Source organism: Cupriavidus sp. DF5525 (assembly GCF_040149425.2).
Lineage (GTDB): Bacteria > Pseudomonadota > Gammaproteobacteria > Burkholderiales > Burkholderiaceae > Cupriavidus > Cupriavidus pickettii_A.
In genome coordinates this window covers 1,182,920-1,201,447 of sequence record NZ_CP168267.1, presented here as the reverse complement: position 1 = coordinate 1,201,447, position 18,528 = coordinate 1,182,920, and the positions used below count along the sequence as shown (strand labels likewise).

The 18,528-nt window shown below is 62.8% G+C and carries 14 protein-coding genes; 8 read left to right on the top strand and 6 right to left on the bottom strand.

The annotated features are described in order from the left end of the window. Window positions 1–44 precede the first annotated feature (44 nt). The 5 genes from ABNX08_RS40105 to ABNX08_RS40085 all read left to right on the top strand — a co-directional run bounded on the left by ABNX08_RS40105 (window position 45) and on the right by ABNX08_RS40085 (window position 6,596). Window positions 45–1,055 (top strand): SMP-30/gluconolactonase/LRE family protein, encoded by a 1,011-nt coding sequence (locus ABNX08_RS40105; protein WP_349606071.1) that lies wholly within the window; start codon window positions 45–47, stop codon window positions 1,053–1,055. Next, window positions 1,052–2,215, top strand: coding sequence for an MBL fold metallo-hydrolase (locus ABNX08_RS40100; protein WP_349606073.1), 1,164 nt, complete (start codon window positions 1,052–1,054; stop codon window positions 2,213–2,215). The genes ABNX08_RS40105 and ABNX08_RS40100 overlap by 4 nt, the downstream gene beginning before the upstream one ends. Before the next feature lie 111 nt (window positions 2,216–2,326). Next, entirely contained in the window at window positions 2,327–2,935 is a 609-nt protein-coding gene (locus ABNX08_RS40095; RefSeq protein ID WP_349606075.1) for a (2Fe-2S)-binding protein, read from the top strand. Then, entirely contained in the window at window positions 2,932–5,190 is a 2,259-nt protein-coding gene (locus tag ABNX08_RS40090; RefSeq protein WP_349606076.1) for a xanthine dehydrogenase family protein molybdopterin-binding subunit, read from the top strand. The genes ABNX08_RS40095 and ABNX08_RS40090 overlap by 4 nt, the downstream gene beginning before the upstream one ends. 32 nt (window positions 5,191–5,222) lie before the next feature. Further along, window positions 5,223–6,596 (top strand): cytochrome c, encoded by a 1,374-nt coding sequence (locus tag ABNX08_RS40085; RefSeq protein WP_349606077.1) that lies wholly within the window; start codon window positions 5,223–5,225, stop codon window positions 6,594–6,596. 47 nt (window positions 6,597–6,643) lie between these two features. Here the strand turns inward: ABNX08_RS40085 and ABNX08_RS40080 are convergent, their stop codons facing one another. Together ABNX08_RS40080 and ABNX08_RS40075 are read right to left on the bottom strand one after the other, a co-directional pair. After that, a complete protein-coding gene (locus ABNX08_RS40080) occupies window positions 6,644–7,801 on the bottom strand; it encodes an iron-containing alcohol dehydrogenase (protein WP_349606079.1) in 1,158 nt (385 codons plus the stop codon). Between the two features lie 53 nt (window positions 7,802–7,854). Beyond that, complete coding sequence (locus ABNX08_RS40075) at window positions 7,855–8,424, bottom strand: flavodoxin family protein (protein ID WP_349606081.1); 570 nt, start codon at window positions 8,422–8,424, stop codon at window positions 7,855–7,857. A gap of 140 nt (window positions 8,425–8,564) precedes the next feature. On the opposite strand from ABNX08_RS40075, the gene ABNX08_RS40070 reads away from it, so the two are divergent. After that, entirely contained in the window at window positions 8,565–9,518 is a 954-nt protein-coding gene (locus ABNX08_RS40070; protein ID WP_349606082.1) for a LysR substrate-binding domain-containing protein, read from the top strand. Between the two features lie 64 nt (window positions 9,519–9,582). On the opposite strand, the gene ABNX08_RS40065 is transcribed toward ABNX08_RS40070, so the two are convergent. The 4 genes from ABNX08_RS40065 to ABNX08_RS40050 all read right to left on the bottom strand — a co-directional run bounded on the left by ABNX08_RS40065 (window position 9,583) and on the right by ABNX08_RS40050 (window position 15,636). Next, window positions 9,583–11,874 carry a molybdopterin cofactor-binding domain-containing protein gene (locus ABNX08_RS40065; RefSeq protein WP_349606084.1) on the bottom strand — a complete coding sequence of 764 codons (2,292 nt, stop codon included), beginning with the start codon at window positions 11,872–11,874 and terminating at the stop codon, window positions 9,583–9,585. After that, on the bottom strand, window positions 11,875–12,345 hold the full coding sequence (locus tag ABNX08_RS40060) for a (2Fe-2S)-binding protein (protein WP_349606086.1): 471 nt from the start codon (window positions 12,343–12,345) through the stop codon (window positions 11,875–11,877). It abuts the gene before it with no gap. A gap of 124 nt (window positions 12,346–12,469) precedes the next feature. After that, window positions 12,470–13,792, bottom strand: a complete 1,323-nt coding sequence (locus tag ABNX08_RS40055) for an IS4 family transposase (protein WP_374063686.1) — start codon at window positions 13,790–13,792, stop codon at window positions 12,470–12,472. A gap of 269 nt (window positions 13,793–14,061) precedes the next feature. Next, window positions 14,062–15,636 (bottom strand): MFS transporter, encoded by a 1,575-nt coding sequence (locus tag ABNX08_RS40050; RefSeq protein ID WP_349607662.1) that lies wholly within the window; start codon window positions 15,634–15,636, stop codon window positions 14,062–14,064. Window positions 15,637–15,836: 200 nt separating this feature from the next. On the opposite strand from ABNX08_RS40050, the gene ABNX08_RS40045 reads away from it, so the two are divergent. Both ABNX08_RS40045 and ABNX08_RS40040 read left to right on the top strand, forming a co-directional pair. Then, the gene (locus tag ABNX08_RS40045) at window positions 15,837–16,748 is read left to right on the top strand and encodes a LysR family transcriptional regulator (protein WP_349607664.1); all 912 of its coding nucleotides are present in this window, start codon (window positions 15,837–15,839) and stop codon (window positions 16,746–16,748) included. 306 nt (window positions 16,749–17,054) lie between these two features. Continuing rightward, entirely contained in the window at window positions 17,055–18,476 is a 1,422-nt protein-coding gene (locus ABNX08_RS40040; protein WP_349607666.1) for an FAD-dependent oxidoreductase, read from the top strand. The last annotated feature ends 52 nt before the right edge of the window (window positions 18,477–18,528 follow it).

The following is an 18,528-nucleotide window of genomic DNA, read 5'->3' as shown; positions in this document are numbered from 1 at the left end:
AAGGGGGCAACGTCCTGGGCACAAGAGCCAGGGCCGTCATCGCAATGGCATGCCTTGCTGCCAGTGTCTGCCTTACCGCGGAGGCTTCGGCCCAGCAGACGTTCGCCTCCCCTGGGCTGGCCTATGACGCCCAGACACAAGGCCCGGTGCCAATTCCGCCTTCCGAACGGGCCTTGCAGGCCGTGGTGGCGAAGCCCTGGTTCAAGGCCTCGGACGAAGGGCGGATCCTAGAAGGCGCGATTTTCGATCACAGTGGCAATCTGCTCTTTTGCGACGTGACGGGCCGGCGCGTACTACGCCTGACGCCGGACAAGCGGCTGTCCACCGTCGCCAGCCTGGATGCACTGTTTCCCGGCGGACTGGCATTCCACAAGGATGGACGGCTGTTCATTGCCGCCCTGGATCTCGCCAGGGGCGCCGGGGCCATCTTCGCGGTGAAACCTGACGGTGCCGGGATGCAGACCATCGTCGCGCCGCAGGCGGGGTATATGCCCAATGACCTCGTGTTCGATGCCCACGGCGGCTTCTACTTCACCGACTTCCGCGGCACGTCGACCGAGCCCAGAGGCGGGGTCTACTACATGTCACCGGATCTCACGACGATCAAGCCTGTGCTACCGCACCTCGCGATGGCTAACGGTGTGGCGCTCAGCCCGGATGGCAAGGAACTGTGGGCGACGGAATTCGGCCGCAACCTCCTGCACCGGATCGAGCTGGCCGACCCGACCACGATCACGCCGATCGGCTCGGCCGTCGCCTACCACTTCACAGGCCCGGCCCCGGATTCGATGCGCATCGATGCCGATGGCAATCTGTACGTGGCGATCTACGGCCAAGGCCGCGTGCTGGCCTTTAACCGGAACGGCATCCCGATCGGCCAGGTGCTGCTGCCGGGCCGCGAGCAAGGGCACAACCTTCAGTCGACCAGCCTGGCGATCCGCCCTGACACGAACGATCTCTATGCGGTGAGCAGCGATGGAGCAGGTGGCCAAGGCGCGACGGTCTTTCATGCGAAGGCGTTTGCCCGAGGCCTGCCGCCGGCTTACGCGAAATGATCCGCTCCAAGGTCCGCCCGTTCGCCAAAGCCATCATGATTCTCGTCGCGCTCGGTGCGCTGGCCATCGTGGCCTACCTGCAACATCCCCTGTTCGGCGAGCTGCCAGGTGGAGAGCGGCTCGCCCGCATTGCACACTCGCCCAACCAATCCGACGGCACGTTCCACAACCAGATCGACACGCCGGTGCTGACAACGGACGAGTCCCAGGTCTCGATCATGCTGAGCAACGCCTTTGGCAAGAAGGGCCACCCCCGCCCGCCAGGCGCCATTCCCGCCGTCAAGGCCGACCTCAAGGCACTGGACGCATCGCAGGATCTGGTGATTTGGCTGGGCCACTCGTCGTTCTTCGTGCAACTGGGCGGGCGTCGCATCCTGATCGACCCGGTGTTCAGCATCAATGCCGCGCCAGTGCAGTTGACCAACGTGGCGTTCGACGGGACCGGCATCTATGCGGCAGACGATATGCCGGAGGTTGACTTCCTGCTGATCACCCACGACCACTACGACCACCTGGACTACCCGAGCATCCGGGCGCTGCAGCCCAAGGTCAAGCAGGTGGTGGCGGGCCTGGGCGTGGGCGCGCATTTCGAAGCCTGGGGCTATGACATGCGAACCGTGCACGAGGCCGACTGGTACGAGGCCATCGAACAGGCACCGGCGTTGCAGATCCACGTCACGCCGGCTCGCCACTTCTCGGGACGGACCTTTACACGCGACAAAGCGTTGTGGGTGGGCTTTGCCCTGGTGTCCGGGCAGCGCCGGCTGTTTTTCAGCGGCGATTCCGGCTATGCGCCGCACTTCGTCGAGGTTGGCAAGCGCTACGGTCCATTCGATTGGGTGGCGCTGGATACCGGCCAGTACGACCCTCGCTGGGCGAATGTGCACATGACTCCCGAGCAGGCCGCACAGGCAGCCGAAGACCTGCGAACCCGTGTGCTGATGCCCGGACATGTGGGCCGTTTTTCCATCTCTCCACATGACTGGGACGACCCATTCAAGCGCATCGCTGCGGCCAGTCAAGGGCGTAGCTACACCCTGTGGACACCGGAGATCGGACAGCCCATGTATCTGGATGGCCGGGCACAGGAATTCTCTCCATGGTGGGAGGCCATCCATCCAGACAGCCCACAGAAGATCGCAGGCGACCATGAATCCTAGAGCGACGAGCGATGACGCTTGCGCTGGACGCGACAGACGAATCACCGTGAATGCCCGGCGAGCGTCGTGGTGTGGAACCAAGGACAACCTCAAGCAAACGGTTGGAGAGCTATGAAACTTCAGATCAACGACAAGACCTACGACGTCCAGACTGATGCCGATACACCCCTCCTTTGGGTGATTCGCGACGAACTCGGCCTGACGGGTACGAAATACGGTTGCGGCCTCGCGCAGTGCGGGGCCTGCTCTGTTCTGGTGGACGGCGTGGTGATGCGTTCCTGTGTCACTCCCATTGAAGGGGTGTCCGGCCGAAAGATCACCACGATCGAAGCGATCGAAGAGGACGCCGTAGGCAAGCGCGTCGTCGAGGCGTGGGTCCAGCATCAAGTTGCTCAGTGCGGCTATTGCCAGTCCGGCCAGGTCATGGCCGCGACCTCGCTGCTCAAGCAGACCCCGCACCCGACCGACGAACAGATTGCCGCAGCAATGGTCAACCTATGCCGCTGCGGAACCTATAACGCGATCAGCGCGGCCGTCCATGACTTGGCCGGCGACGGCGCTGGCAGAGCGGCGGCAGTAGATCGTCCAGACCAGGCCCGGGAGACTGCGGTGGGCACGGCGGTCGCCGCTGCAACCATCGCGCTGACGGGCCTCGGCGCCCTGGGCGTGATGCACCTGAGAAAGTCCAGGAAGGCTGATGACGCGGGGGACGAGGCATGACGAAGATGACCGATAAGCCCATTGACGACGACGCCTTCCCGACGGGGGAGCCGACGAACATTTCGCGGCGTCGCTTCCTTCTGGCTTCGGCAGGCACTGGGGCGGGCGCTTTCGTGCTCGGGTTTGGTCTTCCGCTTGGCTCAGCGCGCGCCCAGGCCGCCGTAGGCGCCGTGGTCCCCGGAACGCGGGTACCCGCGTTCCTTGAGATCCGGCCCGACAATACCATCCGCCTGCAAAGTCCTTTCATGGAGGGCGGGCAAGGCATCTTCACCGCCATGGCGCAGATCGTTGGTGAAGAACTCGATGCTGATCCGGCGAGCTTTATCGTGGAAAACGCACCAGCCGGAGCTGAGTACAAGGTCATGGAGAACGGCATGAGGATTACCGGTGGCAGCATGTCTGTCCGCATGAGCTATTCGACAATGCGGCAACTCGGCGCGTTGATGCGCCGAATGCTGCTGCATTCTGCATCGGTCCAACTCGACGTGCCCATCGATACGCTCACCACCGCGCCGGGGCGGGTCGTCCATGCGGCGTCGGGCCGGTCGCTCAGTTACGGGCAACTCGCGCCGCGGGCCATGGATCTGCCGGTGCCCGATCCGGCCAGCGTGAGACTCAGGGACCCGGCCACGTTCCGCTGGATCGGCAAGCCGGTTCGCCGCGTGGATGTGTACGAGAAATCGACGGGCAAGGCCATCTATGGGATCGACACCCGCGTAGAGGGCATGCTGCAGGCTGCAGTCCAGCATGCGCCGCGGCTAGGCCTGACAGTAGGTGCCATCCGCAATGAGGACCAGGTCAGGAAGATGAAAGGCGTGCACTCGGTCCATCGCATGCCCGGCGCGGTTGCGGTCGTCGCCGAGCGCTGGTGGGATGCCAAGCGCGGGGCCGAAGGCGTCCAGGTTGACTGGCAGGATCCGGGGCCCGGTTCCAACCCGCGCTATATGCCCGCCGACTTCTCCACAGCGGCATTCGCCGACCAGCTTGCCAACGCGAAAGGGAAGATCGATGACTCCGAAGTCGTCGGCGATGTGACCGATGCGTTGTCGAAGGCGCATACGGTTGTCAGTGCGACCTACCACAGCCAGTACCTCAACCACGCGCAGCTGGAGCCGCCTTCGGCGCTCGCCAGATTCAATCCGGACGGCACGCTTGAGCTTTGGGTGCCGAACCAGGCGCCGGAAATGTACCAGGCTGCCATTGCCAAGCAGACCGGCCTGCCGCCCGAGAAGATTCTCATTCACTCGCCGCTACTGGGCGGCTTCTTCGGGCGCCACTTTCTTTATGAGACCGCTGTGGTCTATCCACAGGCGATCCAGTTGGCCAAGGAGACTGGGCGTCCTGTCAAGGTCATCTGGAGTCGAGAGGAAGAGTTCCTGCGCGACGCCTTGCGTCCCATGGCCGTCGTTCGGTTCCGCGGTGGACTCGACGACAAGGGGATGCCTATCGCCCTGGAGGCAGTGAGCGCAACGGAAGGCCCTACCGAGGCGATCAATAACAAGCGGGGCGAGAAGGTCGACTATACGGCTCTGGAAGGTCTGACCAACAAGACCTATGCAATTCCGGACCGTCGCATTGCCCAGCGATTCGTAAAGAGCCCGGCTGTGCTTGGCTATTGGCGCTCGGTCGGCAATTCGATGAACGACTTCTTCTACGAAGCCTTTCTTGACGAGCTGGCCGACAAGGGTGGTCAGGATCCCTATGAGCTTCGGATGCGGCTGCTGCAGGATAACCAGCGGCTGACTAACCTGTTGCGCGCGGTCGGCGAGCTGTCAGGAGGCTGGAAACGGGGTCCCTTCACCGCTGCGGACGGCACGCGGCGCGCGCGTGGCGTGGCGATGGCAAAAGCCTTCGGCACGGAGACAGCGGCCATCGCGGAGGTGTCAATCGAGCACGGTCAGGTCAAAGTGCACGACATCTGGGAGGCGATCGATCCTGGCAGCATCGTGAACCCGGCCATCATTGAAGCGCAGGTCAACGGGGCCGTGGCGCTTGGGCTTTCGCAGGTTCTGCTTGAAGAGGCCGTCTACAAGAACGGCGCACCCGTGGCGCGGAACTACGACATGTACCCGATCCTTCCGCCCAATCGCATGGCGCGTGTGCACGTCCAGATCATCGAGAGTGGCGCAAAGATGGGCGGCATTGGAGAGCCGCCGCTACCCGCCGTCCCGCCCGCCGTGGCGAATGCGGTGTCGCGGCTGACAGGGCAGCGTATACGCAGCATGCCGCTCTCGCACTACAAGTTCGAGGCCTAGCAAGGCTGACATTCCAGGGTTAGCGACAATCAATGACGAAATTACGGTTCAGAAGCGTCCTTGCCATCCTGCTACCGGCCTGCCTTGTCGCGGCAGCCGGCGTGGCGTGGTTCGTGACCCGCACTCCCCCATCACCATTCGATGGCGTGGTCAGCACGGAGATGCCGTCGGCCGAGTTGATCCGTCGAGGCGAGTATGTCGCTCGTCTCAGCGATTGCGTGGCGTGCCACAGCACGCCGAACAGCAAGCCGTTCGCCGGTGGTCTTGAGATGGCAACCCCGATGGGTTTGATATTCGCCACGAACATCACGCCCGACACGGAGACCGGCATCGGCGACTACAGCCTGGCGGACTTCGATCGGGCGCTGCGCCAGGGCGTTGCGCGTGACGGCCACCGGCTCTATCCGGCGATGCCCTATCCATCCTATGCCAAGCTCAGCAACGACGATGTGCGTGCGTTGTATGCCTTTTTCCTGCACGAGGTCCGTGCCGTCAACCAGAAGAACAAGCCCGGCGAGATTCCCTGGCCGCTGAACATGCGCTGGCCGCTAGCGCTCTGGAATGGCTTCTTCACGGAATCTGGAGCGTACGAGGCTAAAGCGCCTGCCGGCGCTGACGCGCAACTGTGGAACCGTGGCGCGTACATTGTTCAGGGCGCGGGCCACTGCGGCAGTTGTCATACGCCGCGCGGTTTCGCAATGAACGAAAAGGCGCTCAGCGAAAGCAGTTCACTCTATCTTTCCGGCGCGCTGCTGGATGGTTGGTATGCTCCTGGCCTGCGTGGCGGTGCCAGCACGGGTCTTGGCCGCTGGAGCGAGGACGAAGTCGTTCAGTTCCTCAAGACAGGTCGGAACAAGCATGCCGTCGTCTTCGGCTCGATGGCCGACGTCTTCAACAATTCAACGCAGTTCATGACAGACTACGACCTGAAGGCAGTCGCACACTACCTTAAGTCGCTGCCCGGTGACCCCAGGCACGACGGGGAGCCTTGGCAATACGAGGCGAGCGCCAATGAGACATTGGGGATTGAGCAGCGAATGAAGGTGCCTGGCGCCCAGACTTTCGCGACGAAATGCAGTTCCTGCCATGCACAGGACGGGGGCGGGCAGGGCCAATGGATGCCTCCACTGGCGGGCTCGGCATCGTCCATGGCCAGGGAGAACGCCTCTTCCATCAACGTGACGTTGAATGGCTCGGGGCGCATCGTTGCCAATGGGGTCCCGGATGCCTATCGGATGCCGCCTTTCCGCAATCAGCTTTCCGATCAGGAAATGGCGGACGTTCTTACCTTTGTCCGGACGTCGTGGGGCAACAAGGGCGGCGCGGTGAAGGCCGAGGAAGTGAAGGACCTTCGCGAGCGGACCGATCCGGCAAGCAGCAACGTCATCATCCTGCAGATGCGCTGACGAGCGGACAGTCCAATCGAAATGGGCTGTCCGACGGCATGGCTTCGTTAGAGGCTGGCTTCAAAGATCTTGCGACTGATCTCCAGTGTCACGTCACTGTGCTCACCAAGCTGGGTCATGCCGTGCACTTGCAGTTGCTGAACCAGCCCATCGATGGCATCGGCAGCGATGCCATAGTCAGAAAGACGGGTCTTGACGCTGAGTCGTTCAAAGAAATCGCGGGTCCTCTCGATGGCAAGCTCGATGCGCTCGTCCTCGCTTCCCGTCGTGATATGCCATACGCGCTCTGCGTATTGCAGCAGCTTCGCGCGCTTGCCTTCGCGACGGATGCGAAGCATCGAGGGAAGCACGATGGCCAGTGTGCGGGCGTGGTCGATGCCGTACATTGCTGTAAGTTCGTGGCCAACCAAGTGGGTGGCCCAGTCTTGCGGCACGCCGGCGCCGATCAGGCCATTCAACGCCATGCTGGCGGCCCACATCATGTTGGCGCGCGAGTCATAGTCTGCAGGGTCATGGACCACTTTCGGGCCGATTTCGATCAAGGTCTGCAGCAGACCCTCGGCGAAGCGGTCCTGGACACGGGCTTCGACGGGATAGGTCAGGTACTGCTCGACCACATGGGTGAACGCATCCACCACACCGTTAGCGAGCTGCTGAGGCGGCAGTGTGTAGGTCTTGGTCGGGTCCAGAATGGAGAACTGCGGGAAGACATGGGGCGAGGCAAAGAAGGCCTTGGTCTGCGTTGCTTTGCGCGTCACCACGGCATTGAAGTTCATCTCGGAGCCGGTCGCGGACAAGGTCAGCACAGCTCCGAAGGGAAGGGCGTCTTCGACCACGCCACCCACGGTTTCAAGGATATGCCACGGATCGCCAGCGTACTTTGCCGCGGCAGCGACGAACTTTGTGCCGTCGATGACCGAGCCTCCCCCTACGGCAAGCAGAAAATCGATGTTCTGTGCATGAACCTGGTCGACCGCCCTGCTAAGTGTCTCGAAGCTGGGATTGGGCTCGACACCACCAAACTCGTAATGAGCATGGTCGCCCAGCGCCTTGCGCACTTCAGCCAAGGTGCCGTTACGTTCTGCGCTCTGACCGCCATAGACGATCAAGACGCGTGCATCCCGGGGGACCAGGTCATTGAGCGACGACATGGTGTCCTTGCCAAAGACGATGCGGGTAGGGTTGTGGAACTCGAAGTTCAGCATTGGAGTTTTGTGGAACGGAGCGACAAATCACTCGTGATAGATGAGAATCAGGCCTAAGCCGCATTGAGGCGAGCCGTGATTTGTGCAACGCGCTCGCCGAGATAGGCGGCCGTTTGGAGATCGCTGCTGGGTGGGGCAATGTCAGGCCCTTCGTCGACGTTTGCTTGTGCCATGGCGCCCAGCCAACTACCCAGCCGGTTGAGATCAGCGCTGCTGGCTGTGCTCGAACTGTTGCCGGGCTTGAGGTCCAGCCCTACCCAAATCATCCCGTGCTGAGCCGCGATCAGTGCCATCGAGACCAGCGCGTTAAGCTTGTCGCCGCTATGCGCACCTGAGTTGGTAAAGCCGGCCGCAATCTTGTTGCGCCACTTGAGATCGTCCCAGACGGGCTTGGTTGCGTCTTCGAAGAACTGCTTGAGCTTCGCGCTGAACATGCCGTTGTACGTCGGTGAGCCAAAGATGATGGCGTCGCTTGCTTCCAGCACATTCCATGGCGAGCTGTCGTCGCGAACGGATACGAGGTTCACCTCAGCGCCCGGGTGTCGGCGCGCACCCTCGGCGACAGCTTCTGCCAGCCGTGCCGTATGACCGTACCCACTGTCATACACGATTGAAATTTGCATTCTGCACTCCGTTGATTGATGCGATGGGTGCATTCTGGGTGATATCATTCGTGACGAGAATGAGTCACGGGGTTGATGATTTATTAACTTGGGGTTGATAGTGGAAGCGCTGACCCCGCCCTTTGGAAAGGCTCCGAAGCATGGATTCTTCGCAACGTGTTCGCGCCATTCTCTCCTTCGTGCAGGCCGCAGATGCCGGTAGTTTTGCAGCAGCCGGGCGTGCGCTTGGTATTTCCTCGGCCGCAGTGAGCAAGAACATCGCGGGACTGGAAAGGGCGCTTGGTGTGCGGCTGATGAACCGTACCACGCGCACCTTGAACCTGACTGAAGAGGGAGAGGCCTTCCTGCGTCAGGCGCGGATCGCGATAGAGGCGCTGGACCTCGCAGCCGAGGCTGTAAGCGCGCATCGCGCTGCGCCTTCAGGGCGGGTACGTATTTCGACGAGCGTCGGTTTCGGTCGCGAGCAACTGATGCCTGCCCTGCCAGGATTGGTACAGAAGTACCCAGGCCTTTCGGTCGAAGTCGATTTCGACGACCGCGTGGTTGACCTTGTCCATGATCGTTACGACCTGGCGCTGCGAGGTGGTCGCATTGCCGACTCCTCCCTTGTCTCGCGACCGATTTGCCAGTTCAACATGGCGCTGGTCGCCTCGCCCACGTACCTTTCCCGTTATGGGGTGCCGCGCAAGCCAGGGGATCTTGACCAGCATCGCCTACTCACCAGACGGTTCCTGGGAGGGTGCGTGTCGCCGTGGAACTTCAAGGCAAATGACGGGAGCATCACCACGCTCAATATGGAGGCGGCAGTCATGACGCTCTCTTCGCCGGAAGCGCTTGTACAGGCTGCAGTGGCTGGCGCTGGTATCGCTGAAGTGGGCGTGCATCACGCCTGGAGGCACCTGCTCACAGGCGAGTTGAAGGTCCTGCTGCTTAACGCCCATCATCCCGGCAGCTTTGAAATGACCCTGCAATATCCGCATCGCGCCCTCATGGCGCCGCGGGTACGGGTGACCGTGGAATACCTGCTGGAAGCCTTCGCGAAGCTCGAAGAGCTACATGTGCCGCTGTCTGCGTTGAAGCGCTACAGAGCGTGAACGCTTCAACGAGGATAGGTTGGCCGGTTCCATCTATGGGTGTGTGGTGCTCCGGCACGACGCGTTAAGCCACTGTGCGCACCGGTAGGCTGCGCACACGCTTGCCGGTGGCGGCAAAGATTGCGTTGCATAGCGCAGGTGCCACGGGCGGCACTGGAGGCTCGCCTACGCCGCCCGGCGGCAGGTCATGATTGTCGTTGACCAGGTGGGTACGGATAACGCGCGGCGAGGCGTGGTGGCGCAGCACCTCGTAGTCGTGGAAGTTGCTCTGCTTCACGCGACCCTTGTCGAAAGTGATCTCGCTGGCGAGCGCAAGACTCAGGCCCATGATGGCGCCGCCCTCCATCTGGGCGCGAATGCGCTCTGGGTTGATTTGCGGGCCGCAGTCCAGCGCCATATCAACGGCGAGTACGCGCACCTCGCCCTTGGCGTCCACTGCCACCTCGACCACGGTGGCGGTGTAGCTCATGAAGCTATAGCAGAAGGCCAGGCCCAATCCGCGGCCCTTGGGCAGTTTGCGGCCCCATCCCGCGCCCCGTGCAGCGGCCTCGATCACGCCACGCAGGCGGCCCGTGTCGAAGGGGTAGCGCTGCGGCGATTCACTGTAATTCCAGTTGTCGGCCAGCGTGCCAGGGTCGATCTTGCGCGCCGGGCCGATCAGGTCGAGTGCGAACTGCTTGTGGTCCTTGCCCGCGCGATGCGCTAGTTCGGCGATGAAGCACTGCGCCGCGAAGGCATGTGGAATATTGGCGACCGATCGGAACCAGCCGATGCGCGCATGGGCCGGCACCTCGGCGGTTTCAACGCGCACGTTCGGAATGCGGTAGGGCATGTTGATGGCCGACATGGCGGACTCGAACGACTGCTGCCCCTTGGCCCCTTCAGTGAAAAGCGATGCGATCGTGGGCGCGGCGCTGCGGTGCAGCCAGGACTGCACCTGCCTCTCCTTGCCGACGACTGCCTCCAGGCGCTCCACCGAGACAGTGTGGAGGTAGTCATGGTGGATGTCGTCATCGCGTGTCCACACCAGCTTGACCGGTGTGCCCGCTGGCATAGCCTGGGCTACGATAGCGGCCTCGTCGACGAAGTCGGGCTTAGACTTGCGGCCAAAGCCGCCGCCAAGCAAGAGGACGTTCACCTTGACGTTCTCGGGCTTGAGCTTTAGCCGCGTGGCCACGGCGCTCTGGGCTGCGGCTGGGTTCTGGATCGACGTCCAGACTTCGGCATGCTCGCCCCGGATCTGTACGGTGGCCACCGGCGGCTCCATCGACGCGTGGGCCAGGTGCGGCACGTGATATTCAGCGGCAAAGCGTTCGGCCTTGGGCGCCTTGCTCCAGGCCTGCAGCGCGTCGCCTGCATTGCGCACCACCTTGCCGGGTGTACGGGCGGCGGCTTCCAGCGTCTGGCGGTAGGCCGCCGATTCGTAGCCGCCGTTGGGCCCGTCGTCCCATTCGATCTCCAGTGCGGCGCGGCCCTGCATCGCCGACCAGGTGTTGCGCGCGACCACGGCGACGCCACCCAGCGGCTGGAAGCCAGGCGCGCCCTTGAAGGCTGGTACTTCAACCACCTTCAGCACACCGGGTACCGCCATCGCCTTGGCTGAATCGACGCGGCGCAGCTTCCCGCCCACCACCGGCGGACGCGCCACTACGGCATAAACCATGCCGGGCAGGCGCATGTCCATGCCGTAGGTGGCCCGGCCTTTACCGATTGCCTCCAGGTCGACCAGCCGCACCTGCTCTTTGCCGATGTAGCGGAAGTCGGCTATGTCCTTGAGCTTGAGCGCATTGGCCTGCGGAACCGGCACCTTCGCCGCGTCGGCGGCCAGCTCGCCATAGCCAAGCCGGCGGCCCGTGGGCTGGTGGACAACTTCGTGCCGCACCGCGCGAACTTCTGCCATGGGCACCGACCAGCGTGCCGCCGCGGCAGCTTCGAGCATGTGGCGAGCCGCCGCGCCCACACGGCGCATCGGGACAAAAAAGTGCCGCACGCTGCGCGAACCATCGACGTTCTGATTGCCATAGCGGGCTTCGTTGGCCTCGGCCTGGACGACCTTTACACGTTCCCAACGCGCCTCCATCTCGTCGGCCACGACCATCGGCAAGCTGGTGCGCACACCGGTGCCCATCTCGGCGCGGTGTGCCACGATGGTGACCGTGCCGTCCGCCGCGATGGAGACAAAGGCCAGCTGGTCATCCACCGTGCCGCCGGGCATGGTGTCGGCACCGTACCTCTTAGACGCCGTGTCGGCGGCCCGTACAGCGCTGACCAGGCCGTGCGCGGTGACGGCCAGTGTCAGCGTGCCAAGGCTGCCTTTCAGGAATCCACGCCGGGAGAGTCGAGTTGTTGTCATCATTTACTTGACTCCCCGCGACAGCTGGCTGGCGGCCTGCTTGATGGCGGCGCGAATGCGCGGATAGGTGCCGCAGCGACAGATATTGCCGCTCATGGCCTCGTCGATCTGCTTCTCGGTGGGCGCGGGCGTGGCCTTGAGCAGGCTGACGGCGGCCATAATCTGCCCTGCCTGGCAATAGCCACACTGGGCGACGTTGTGGTCCACCCAAGCCTGCTGCACCAATCGGCCCACGCGGTCGGCCTCCATGCCTTCAACGGTGGAGATCGCATGCCCGTAAGCTGCCGAGACAGGAGTGACGCACGCCCGGATCGGCGTGTTATCCATGTGCACCGTACAGGCGCCGCAAAGCGCCATGCCGCAACCGAATTTGGTGCCGGTCATGCCTAGCTCATCGCGCAGCACCCACAGCAGGGGCATGTCGTCTGGCGCGTTGATGTCCTTGGCCTGGCCGTTGACTTGAAGTTGTGTCATGGCGAATCTCTGGTTTTGCGAACGAAGTCCGGAACGCTCAGCGCTGGAGCGAGGTAAGCGCTAACGACGGATTATTATCCGAAGAATTCATTAGTACCTCTTATAGGCACCCCTTTCAAGGTGATTAGACGACACGTCCAGCCTTGATGACACGGGCGGTAGAAACATGCCGCCGTGCTACGCATCCGGCCACATAGCCTTTCTTCTTCGGCGCTTTCGGTCCCCGCGTATGTTTGCGCATCGCGCGGGGATCAACGTGCGTCGCCATCTTGATCAACTCGCGACCGAGCTGAGCTGGGGTGAGGAGGTCATAGGCCTGCCACACCTCGGGCGGCACCGCGATCATCATGCCGGCATAAGTTGCCCGGATTTCGCTGGCGAGGTAATACGGTGAGAGCTCGATGTCGCTGGTATCCAGCTCATGCCGGATTCTCACCGCAGTCGCAATCACGCTCAGTACGTTATACGCGAGCGCCGCCACGCCGAAGGCCAGCAGCGCCGCGCGCGGTTGGCTCAACGAACGAATCTCACTGTTGAGCACCGATTCCAGTCGCTGAAACAGATTCTCTATGCTCCAGCGTCGCCGGTATAGCCGGGCGACTGCCTCGGCCGTCAGATGGGCGGCCGGGACATTGGTCAGCAGGCGGATGACGGTGTCACCATCCTCGGTGGCGCCATCCAGATGCAGCTCGATGCGCCGCAGCACCAGCGGCGCGTTCGATTCATCTGGGATGCTGACCGCTTGCTCGTACACGATGCCGGTTTCGACCCGGCCCATTTCGCGTAATGGCTCCAGCTCGCTGGGGCTCGGATTGCGGCCGTGCTCCCGCACGATGAAGGCGCTGCCGCGACGCTGCCACCCGGCAAGAATCGCCCGGGTGCTGAAGTTGCGATCGGCGATCCACAGTTCGGCCGGCTGGGCCGATGCGAGCAGGGTTTCCATGATGGCCCGCTCCTGGGCATGCGCATCTTCACAGGGCACCAGATCGACGATCATCGCCGTGTCCGGGTCATAGACCACCAATGACTGCCCTGGCAAGGCCGCACCCCGAAACCCCCGCAATGGTTTCAGGCGCTTTTCGCTCGCCGGCAAATGGCTGCCATCCACGATGCGCAGGCGATAGCCATTCACCGATGGCGGCTGCTTGCGCAACATCGGTTGCACGACCGGCCCCAATCGCTGCGCACTGCCTTGCACCAGGGCACGAACCAGCCCCGGCTCGGTCCGGCTGAGCTTGTCGTACAGCGCGGTGATGGAAACCGGCAGCGCCGGACTGGCCTTGGCTGCCGCATGCACCGACGGGCGCAGCCCCACGGCGACCAGCGACATGATTTCCACCGTCGTCGAGAACAATAACTCCCGCGTGTACTGCGTTTCACGCTCTTGCTCGAACAACTCGTCGATCCAGGCCGGATCAAGGGCGCGTTGCAACCCCAGGCGCGCCATCACGCTGATCGGGCTGTGTTCGATAAAGCGTTCCACCACTGCGTCCAGTACCACGCCATTGACTCCGGTTTCTGTTCGAGAACACGGAGGGTGCCCCAATTTTCGTCACCTTGAAAGGGGTGCCTCTTATAGGCCTATTAAGCATTAATTAACCAATGAGATGGTGATCCTCCCTCACACGCCCAGAGAATTGCTGGCGGCCAGAAGCTAGGCTGTCTCGGGCGTCTGCGTGCACGGATAGCCCTCTAGCTATCTGCTTGTCTGGACTGCTACCGCTGGTCTCCGACATAGCGCTTGCGCACTGGCGGCTGTTCGCCAACGTGAAAGGCAAGGCGTCGCTCGCGCAATTCGGCGTCTGCAGCAGTAAATCGCTCAAGTCTGCGCTGGTGCTCGAGCCAGTTCTCGTGGAGGAAGTACTCGAGGTAACATCCCTGAAGCGCAGTGTCTCGGAAAAGCCCCCAGGACAGCGCGCCCCGTCGCAGTCGGGCTGCGCGTGTGAGTTGCATCACCTCAACAAACTCCGCGGCCTGCGCAGGGTTGATGTGGTATTCAACCGTCACCATGACAGGGCCTTCGTCCGGGTGAACGGCGGTCACCGGCTCCGGCACGTCATTGGTGGGTACCAGATCCAGGTTGACATCCTTGCCGCCCACGGACCAGCGTCGGACGAGGGGAAGCAGGAGCACGCCAGCCGCAGCCGCGGAGACGATGGCTGCCTGTACACCAAACCAGGCTGCAACATTGCCGAATAGCATCGCGCCAAAGGCGGTACCGCCCATTAGTGCCATCTGATAGACCGCCATGCCACGCGCGCGTACCCAGTTGGGCAGAGCCAGCTGTGCCGCTGTCGACAGGGTGTTCGCTGTCGATATCCACGCCATGCCAACGATGAAGATTGCCGGAAGGGCGATCCAGGCTGCCGGGGCTAGCGCTACGGCCGCACTTGCCGCTCCGTGCGTCAGAGAACCCCAAAAAACGAACTGATCCCGGTCGAGACGCGCTCGCCATCGAGGCAACAGCAGCGCAGCGGCGATGGCGCCCGTCCCCATTGTCGCCAACAGCAGGGTGAACATACCCGGGCCCGCGCCGCTCAATCGGCGTGCAACCAAAGGCATCAGCGCGACGAGCGCGCTCATCTGCAGAGAGAAAAGGAAAACTCTCAAGGTGACCGCTCGCATCCGCGGTGACTCGCGCACATGCTGCAAGCCGATACGGACGGCGCCGACGAATCTCTCCCCGGGCAGCGTTGTCGGTTTCTTGACCGAGCGCCAGCGCAGGATGACTATGAGCGCTCCCGCGGCCACGACGGCATTGAGGACGAACACCCAGGCAGTTCCGGCTCCCGCCAGCAATGCTCCGGCGATGGTCGGGCCAACGACGCGGGAAAGATTCATCGAGATGCCGTTTAAGGCGAGTGCAGCCGGTAGCTGTCCCCTGGTGACCACCTCCGGCACGATGGCGGCAAAGACAGGCCAACGCATGGCCAGTCCGATGCCGTTAAGGAAGGTCAGGCTAAGGAGCAACTCCGCAGATAGCGCATCGGCAAACGCAAGCGCGGCAGTAAGCAGGGACACGGCAGCAACCCATAGCTGGGTCGAAGCAAGATATAGCCGCCGGTCAGTGATGTCAGCGAGCGCCCCGCTGGGAAGGCCCAGCAGGAATACTGGCAGGGTGCTCGCGCTTTGGACCAGCGCGACCATCACGGCGCTGTCGGTCAGCGTGGTCATCAACCAGGCAGATGCAACGTCGTTCATCCACATTGTCATGTTCGCCGCCAGCCAGGCGAACCAAAGGCTCCGGAATACAGGGCCTTCGAGCGGTATTAATGCGGTGGGTAGTCTCATCTGTGTTGCCTTGGCGATTCAGCCTGGAAGGATAGGGCAATGCCCTATAACCGCGCGGCGAGACCCATGGTATCATGGTTTTAAACATCAGACTACGTTCCAACTATCGGAACCGAGGGCTGAAACGGGAGACCCGTTCTGGGGCGGCAGTGCGTGAAGAACTTCTACGCCGGAGAGGTCGCTAATGTGACCTGGACATCATGGAGAGTGTTCGCGGTATCAATACCTTCATCCGGATTGTGCAGACCGGCAACTTCAGCCGTGCTGCCCGCGAACTGGGCATCACGCCCCAGGCTGCCAGCATTCACATCAAGCTGATCGAGGACTGGGTCGGTGTCCGGTTGCTCAACCGCAGTACCCGGAAGATCAGCCTTACCGAGGAAGGCGCCGGCTTCTACCGTACCTGCGTTGACGCCTTTCGCTCGATCGACGATGAAGTCGAGCGCATGCGTGACGCCTCGGAGGAAGTCTTCGGCACCGTAAAGCTTGCTGCACCGGTTGGCATGGCTTCGCGCTTCATCGCGCCCGCGTTGGGACGGTTCCTCGAGAAGTACCCGCGCGTTTCCGTTGACCTGATTGTCCAAAACAGGATTCCCGACGTTGTCGCTGAAGGCATCGACGTCGGCGTCCTTCCTCACCCGCTGCCGGACACCACGTTGATCGCGCGACGAGTGGTGACATCGCCATTTGTCCTCTGTGCTTCCCCGGCCTACCTCCAACGCCACGGCAGGCCGATGACCATCGCGGATCTGGCGCACCATCGCCGCATCGACCTCCGAAGCTGGGTCACGAACGCGGTACGGCCATGGCGCCTGCGATCTGGAGACGAGATCGTGACCAGCCAGGCCCGAGCGTGCCTGGTGACCAACGATGGCGACAGCCTCATCGAGGCGATGCTCAGTGGCGCCGGAATCGGGCTGCTCACCCGCTACCGGGTCGTTCCCTACCTGCGTTCCGGACGCCTTGAGACAGTGCTGGATGGACAGGTCGAGGGAGAACTCAGCTACTCGATCTACATGCAGCAACGTAACCAGATACCAAGAAAGATCCGGGTCATGGCGGACTTTCTGTATCACGTGCTCAGCTTGCACCCCGATCTGCGCCAGGAGTGAGGCGAGTCGCCCCAGGAGCCCAATTACGTCGTGCTGCTGACGGCGTGGCGGCTCCCTTTGCCCAATTTCGGCGTTGGTCAGCTCGACAACATATCCGCGATTAGCCAGGAGCGTGCGCCGTGCGACACCTGCACCCCGACCCCGGAAGATCATGTCTCCACTATCAATCTGCATTTGAAGGTGCTTAAAGACCGGGTCGAAATTCTGCCGGGACCACGACCCTAGAATGGGTTCGTCATCCGCTGGCTCCCGAACGACAGGTCAGCCAGCGTGGGCATCTCACCTGCAACAAGAACGGGAGTCTGCATGAAATCTATCCATACCGATGTCGTCGTTGTCGGCGCTGGCATCGCGGGCCTGACGACGGCGCTGCGTTTGTCGGAGCAGGGTGTCAACACGCTGGTGCTGGAAAGAGGGGAGTCGGAAAAATACCTGTGCAACACGCGCATGGCTGGCGGCGCGTTCCACGTCGCCCACCAGGACGTGGCAGACGATTCGCAGGTAATCCTCAGCGCGATCACCAGCCGCACCGGCGACTCCGCCGGCACCGAACTGGTCGAGGCGCTGGCAAACGACATCGGGGAAGCCACGCAATGGCTTAAGCGGCAGGGCGTACGGTTTATCAAGGTGGGGCATGAGTCATACCGCAAGCACACGCTGGCGCCGCCGATCGCGACGCGGGGCCGCGAGTATTGGGTCGGCCGCGGTGGCGATGTCCTGCTGCGCACCCTGGCCAGCGGCCTGGCGAAACACGGCGGCAGGATCCTGCACGGGGCTCGCGCCACCGCGCTGTCCATGCGCGACGATGCTTGCGTGGGCCTGCACGCGGAGAGCACCACGGGCCCGGTCGACATCGAGGCAAGGGCGGTCGTGATCTGCGACGGCGGATTCCATTCGAACATGGACTTGCTGCGCGAATTCATCAGTCCCGCGCCGGAGAAGCTTAAACAGCGCAACGCGCGGACCGGCCACGGCGACGGGCTGCGCATGGCGCGCGAAGCGGGCGCGAAATTGGTGGGACTCAACCGATTCTACGGCCATGTGCTGGCGCAAGACGCCATGCACAACGATGACTTGTCGCCGTTCCCGATGATGGATTTCGTCTGCGCAGCGGGAATCGTCGTCGACATGTCCGGGCGGCGGTTGGCCAACGAGGGCCTGGGCGGCGTGACAATGGCCAACACAATCGCAGTGCAGGCGGACCCCTTGGGCGCCACCGTGATCTTTGATGCGGACATCTGGAACGGACCGGGGCGCGAGTATCTGATTTCCGCCAATCCGACATTGGTGTCGAGCGGTGGCACCCTTTACTCCGCCACCGACCTCGGCAGTCTCGCAAGCCAGGTCGGCCTGCCCGCAGACGTCCTGCAGCAGACGGTGGCGCAGTACAACGCCGCCGTAGACAGCGGCTCGACCGACAGCCTGGTACCGACGCGCAGCACCGGCGGCTACCGGGCCTGGCCGATCCGCAGCGCGCCGTTCTACGCGGTGAAGCTCTGTGCCGGCATCACCTACACCATGGGCGGGATCGCCATAGACGCCGACGGGCGGGTGCTTGATGCGGCCAACCGGCCGATTACGAACCTGTATGCGGCCGGCTGTGCCACAGGGGGCATCGAAGGCGGCGGTGATCGTGAACAAGTCGCGTACATCGGCGGGCTGAGCCGCTCCGCGGTCTTTGGCTTGCGCGCGGCGAATGCGATCGCGTCGACGCTAGTCCCGGCGTGAACCGTCGACCATCCTCTGATGTCACCGATCGCTGTGACGAATTTGCGTCACA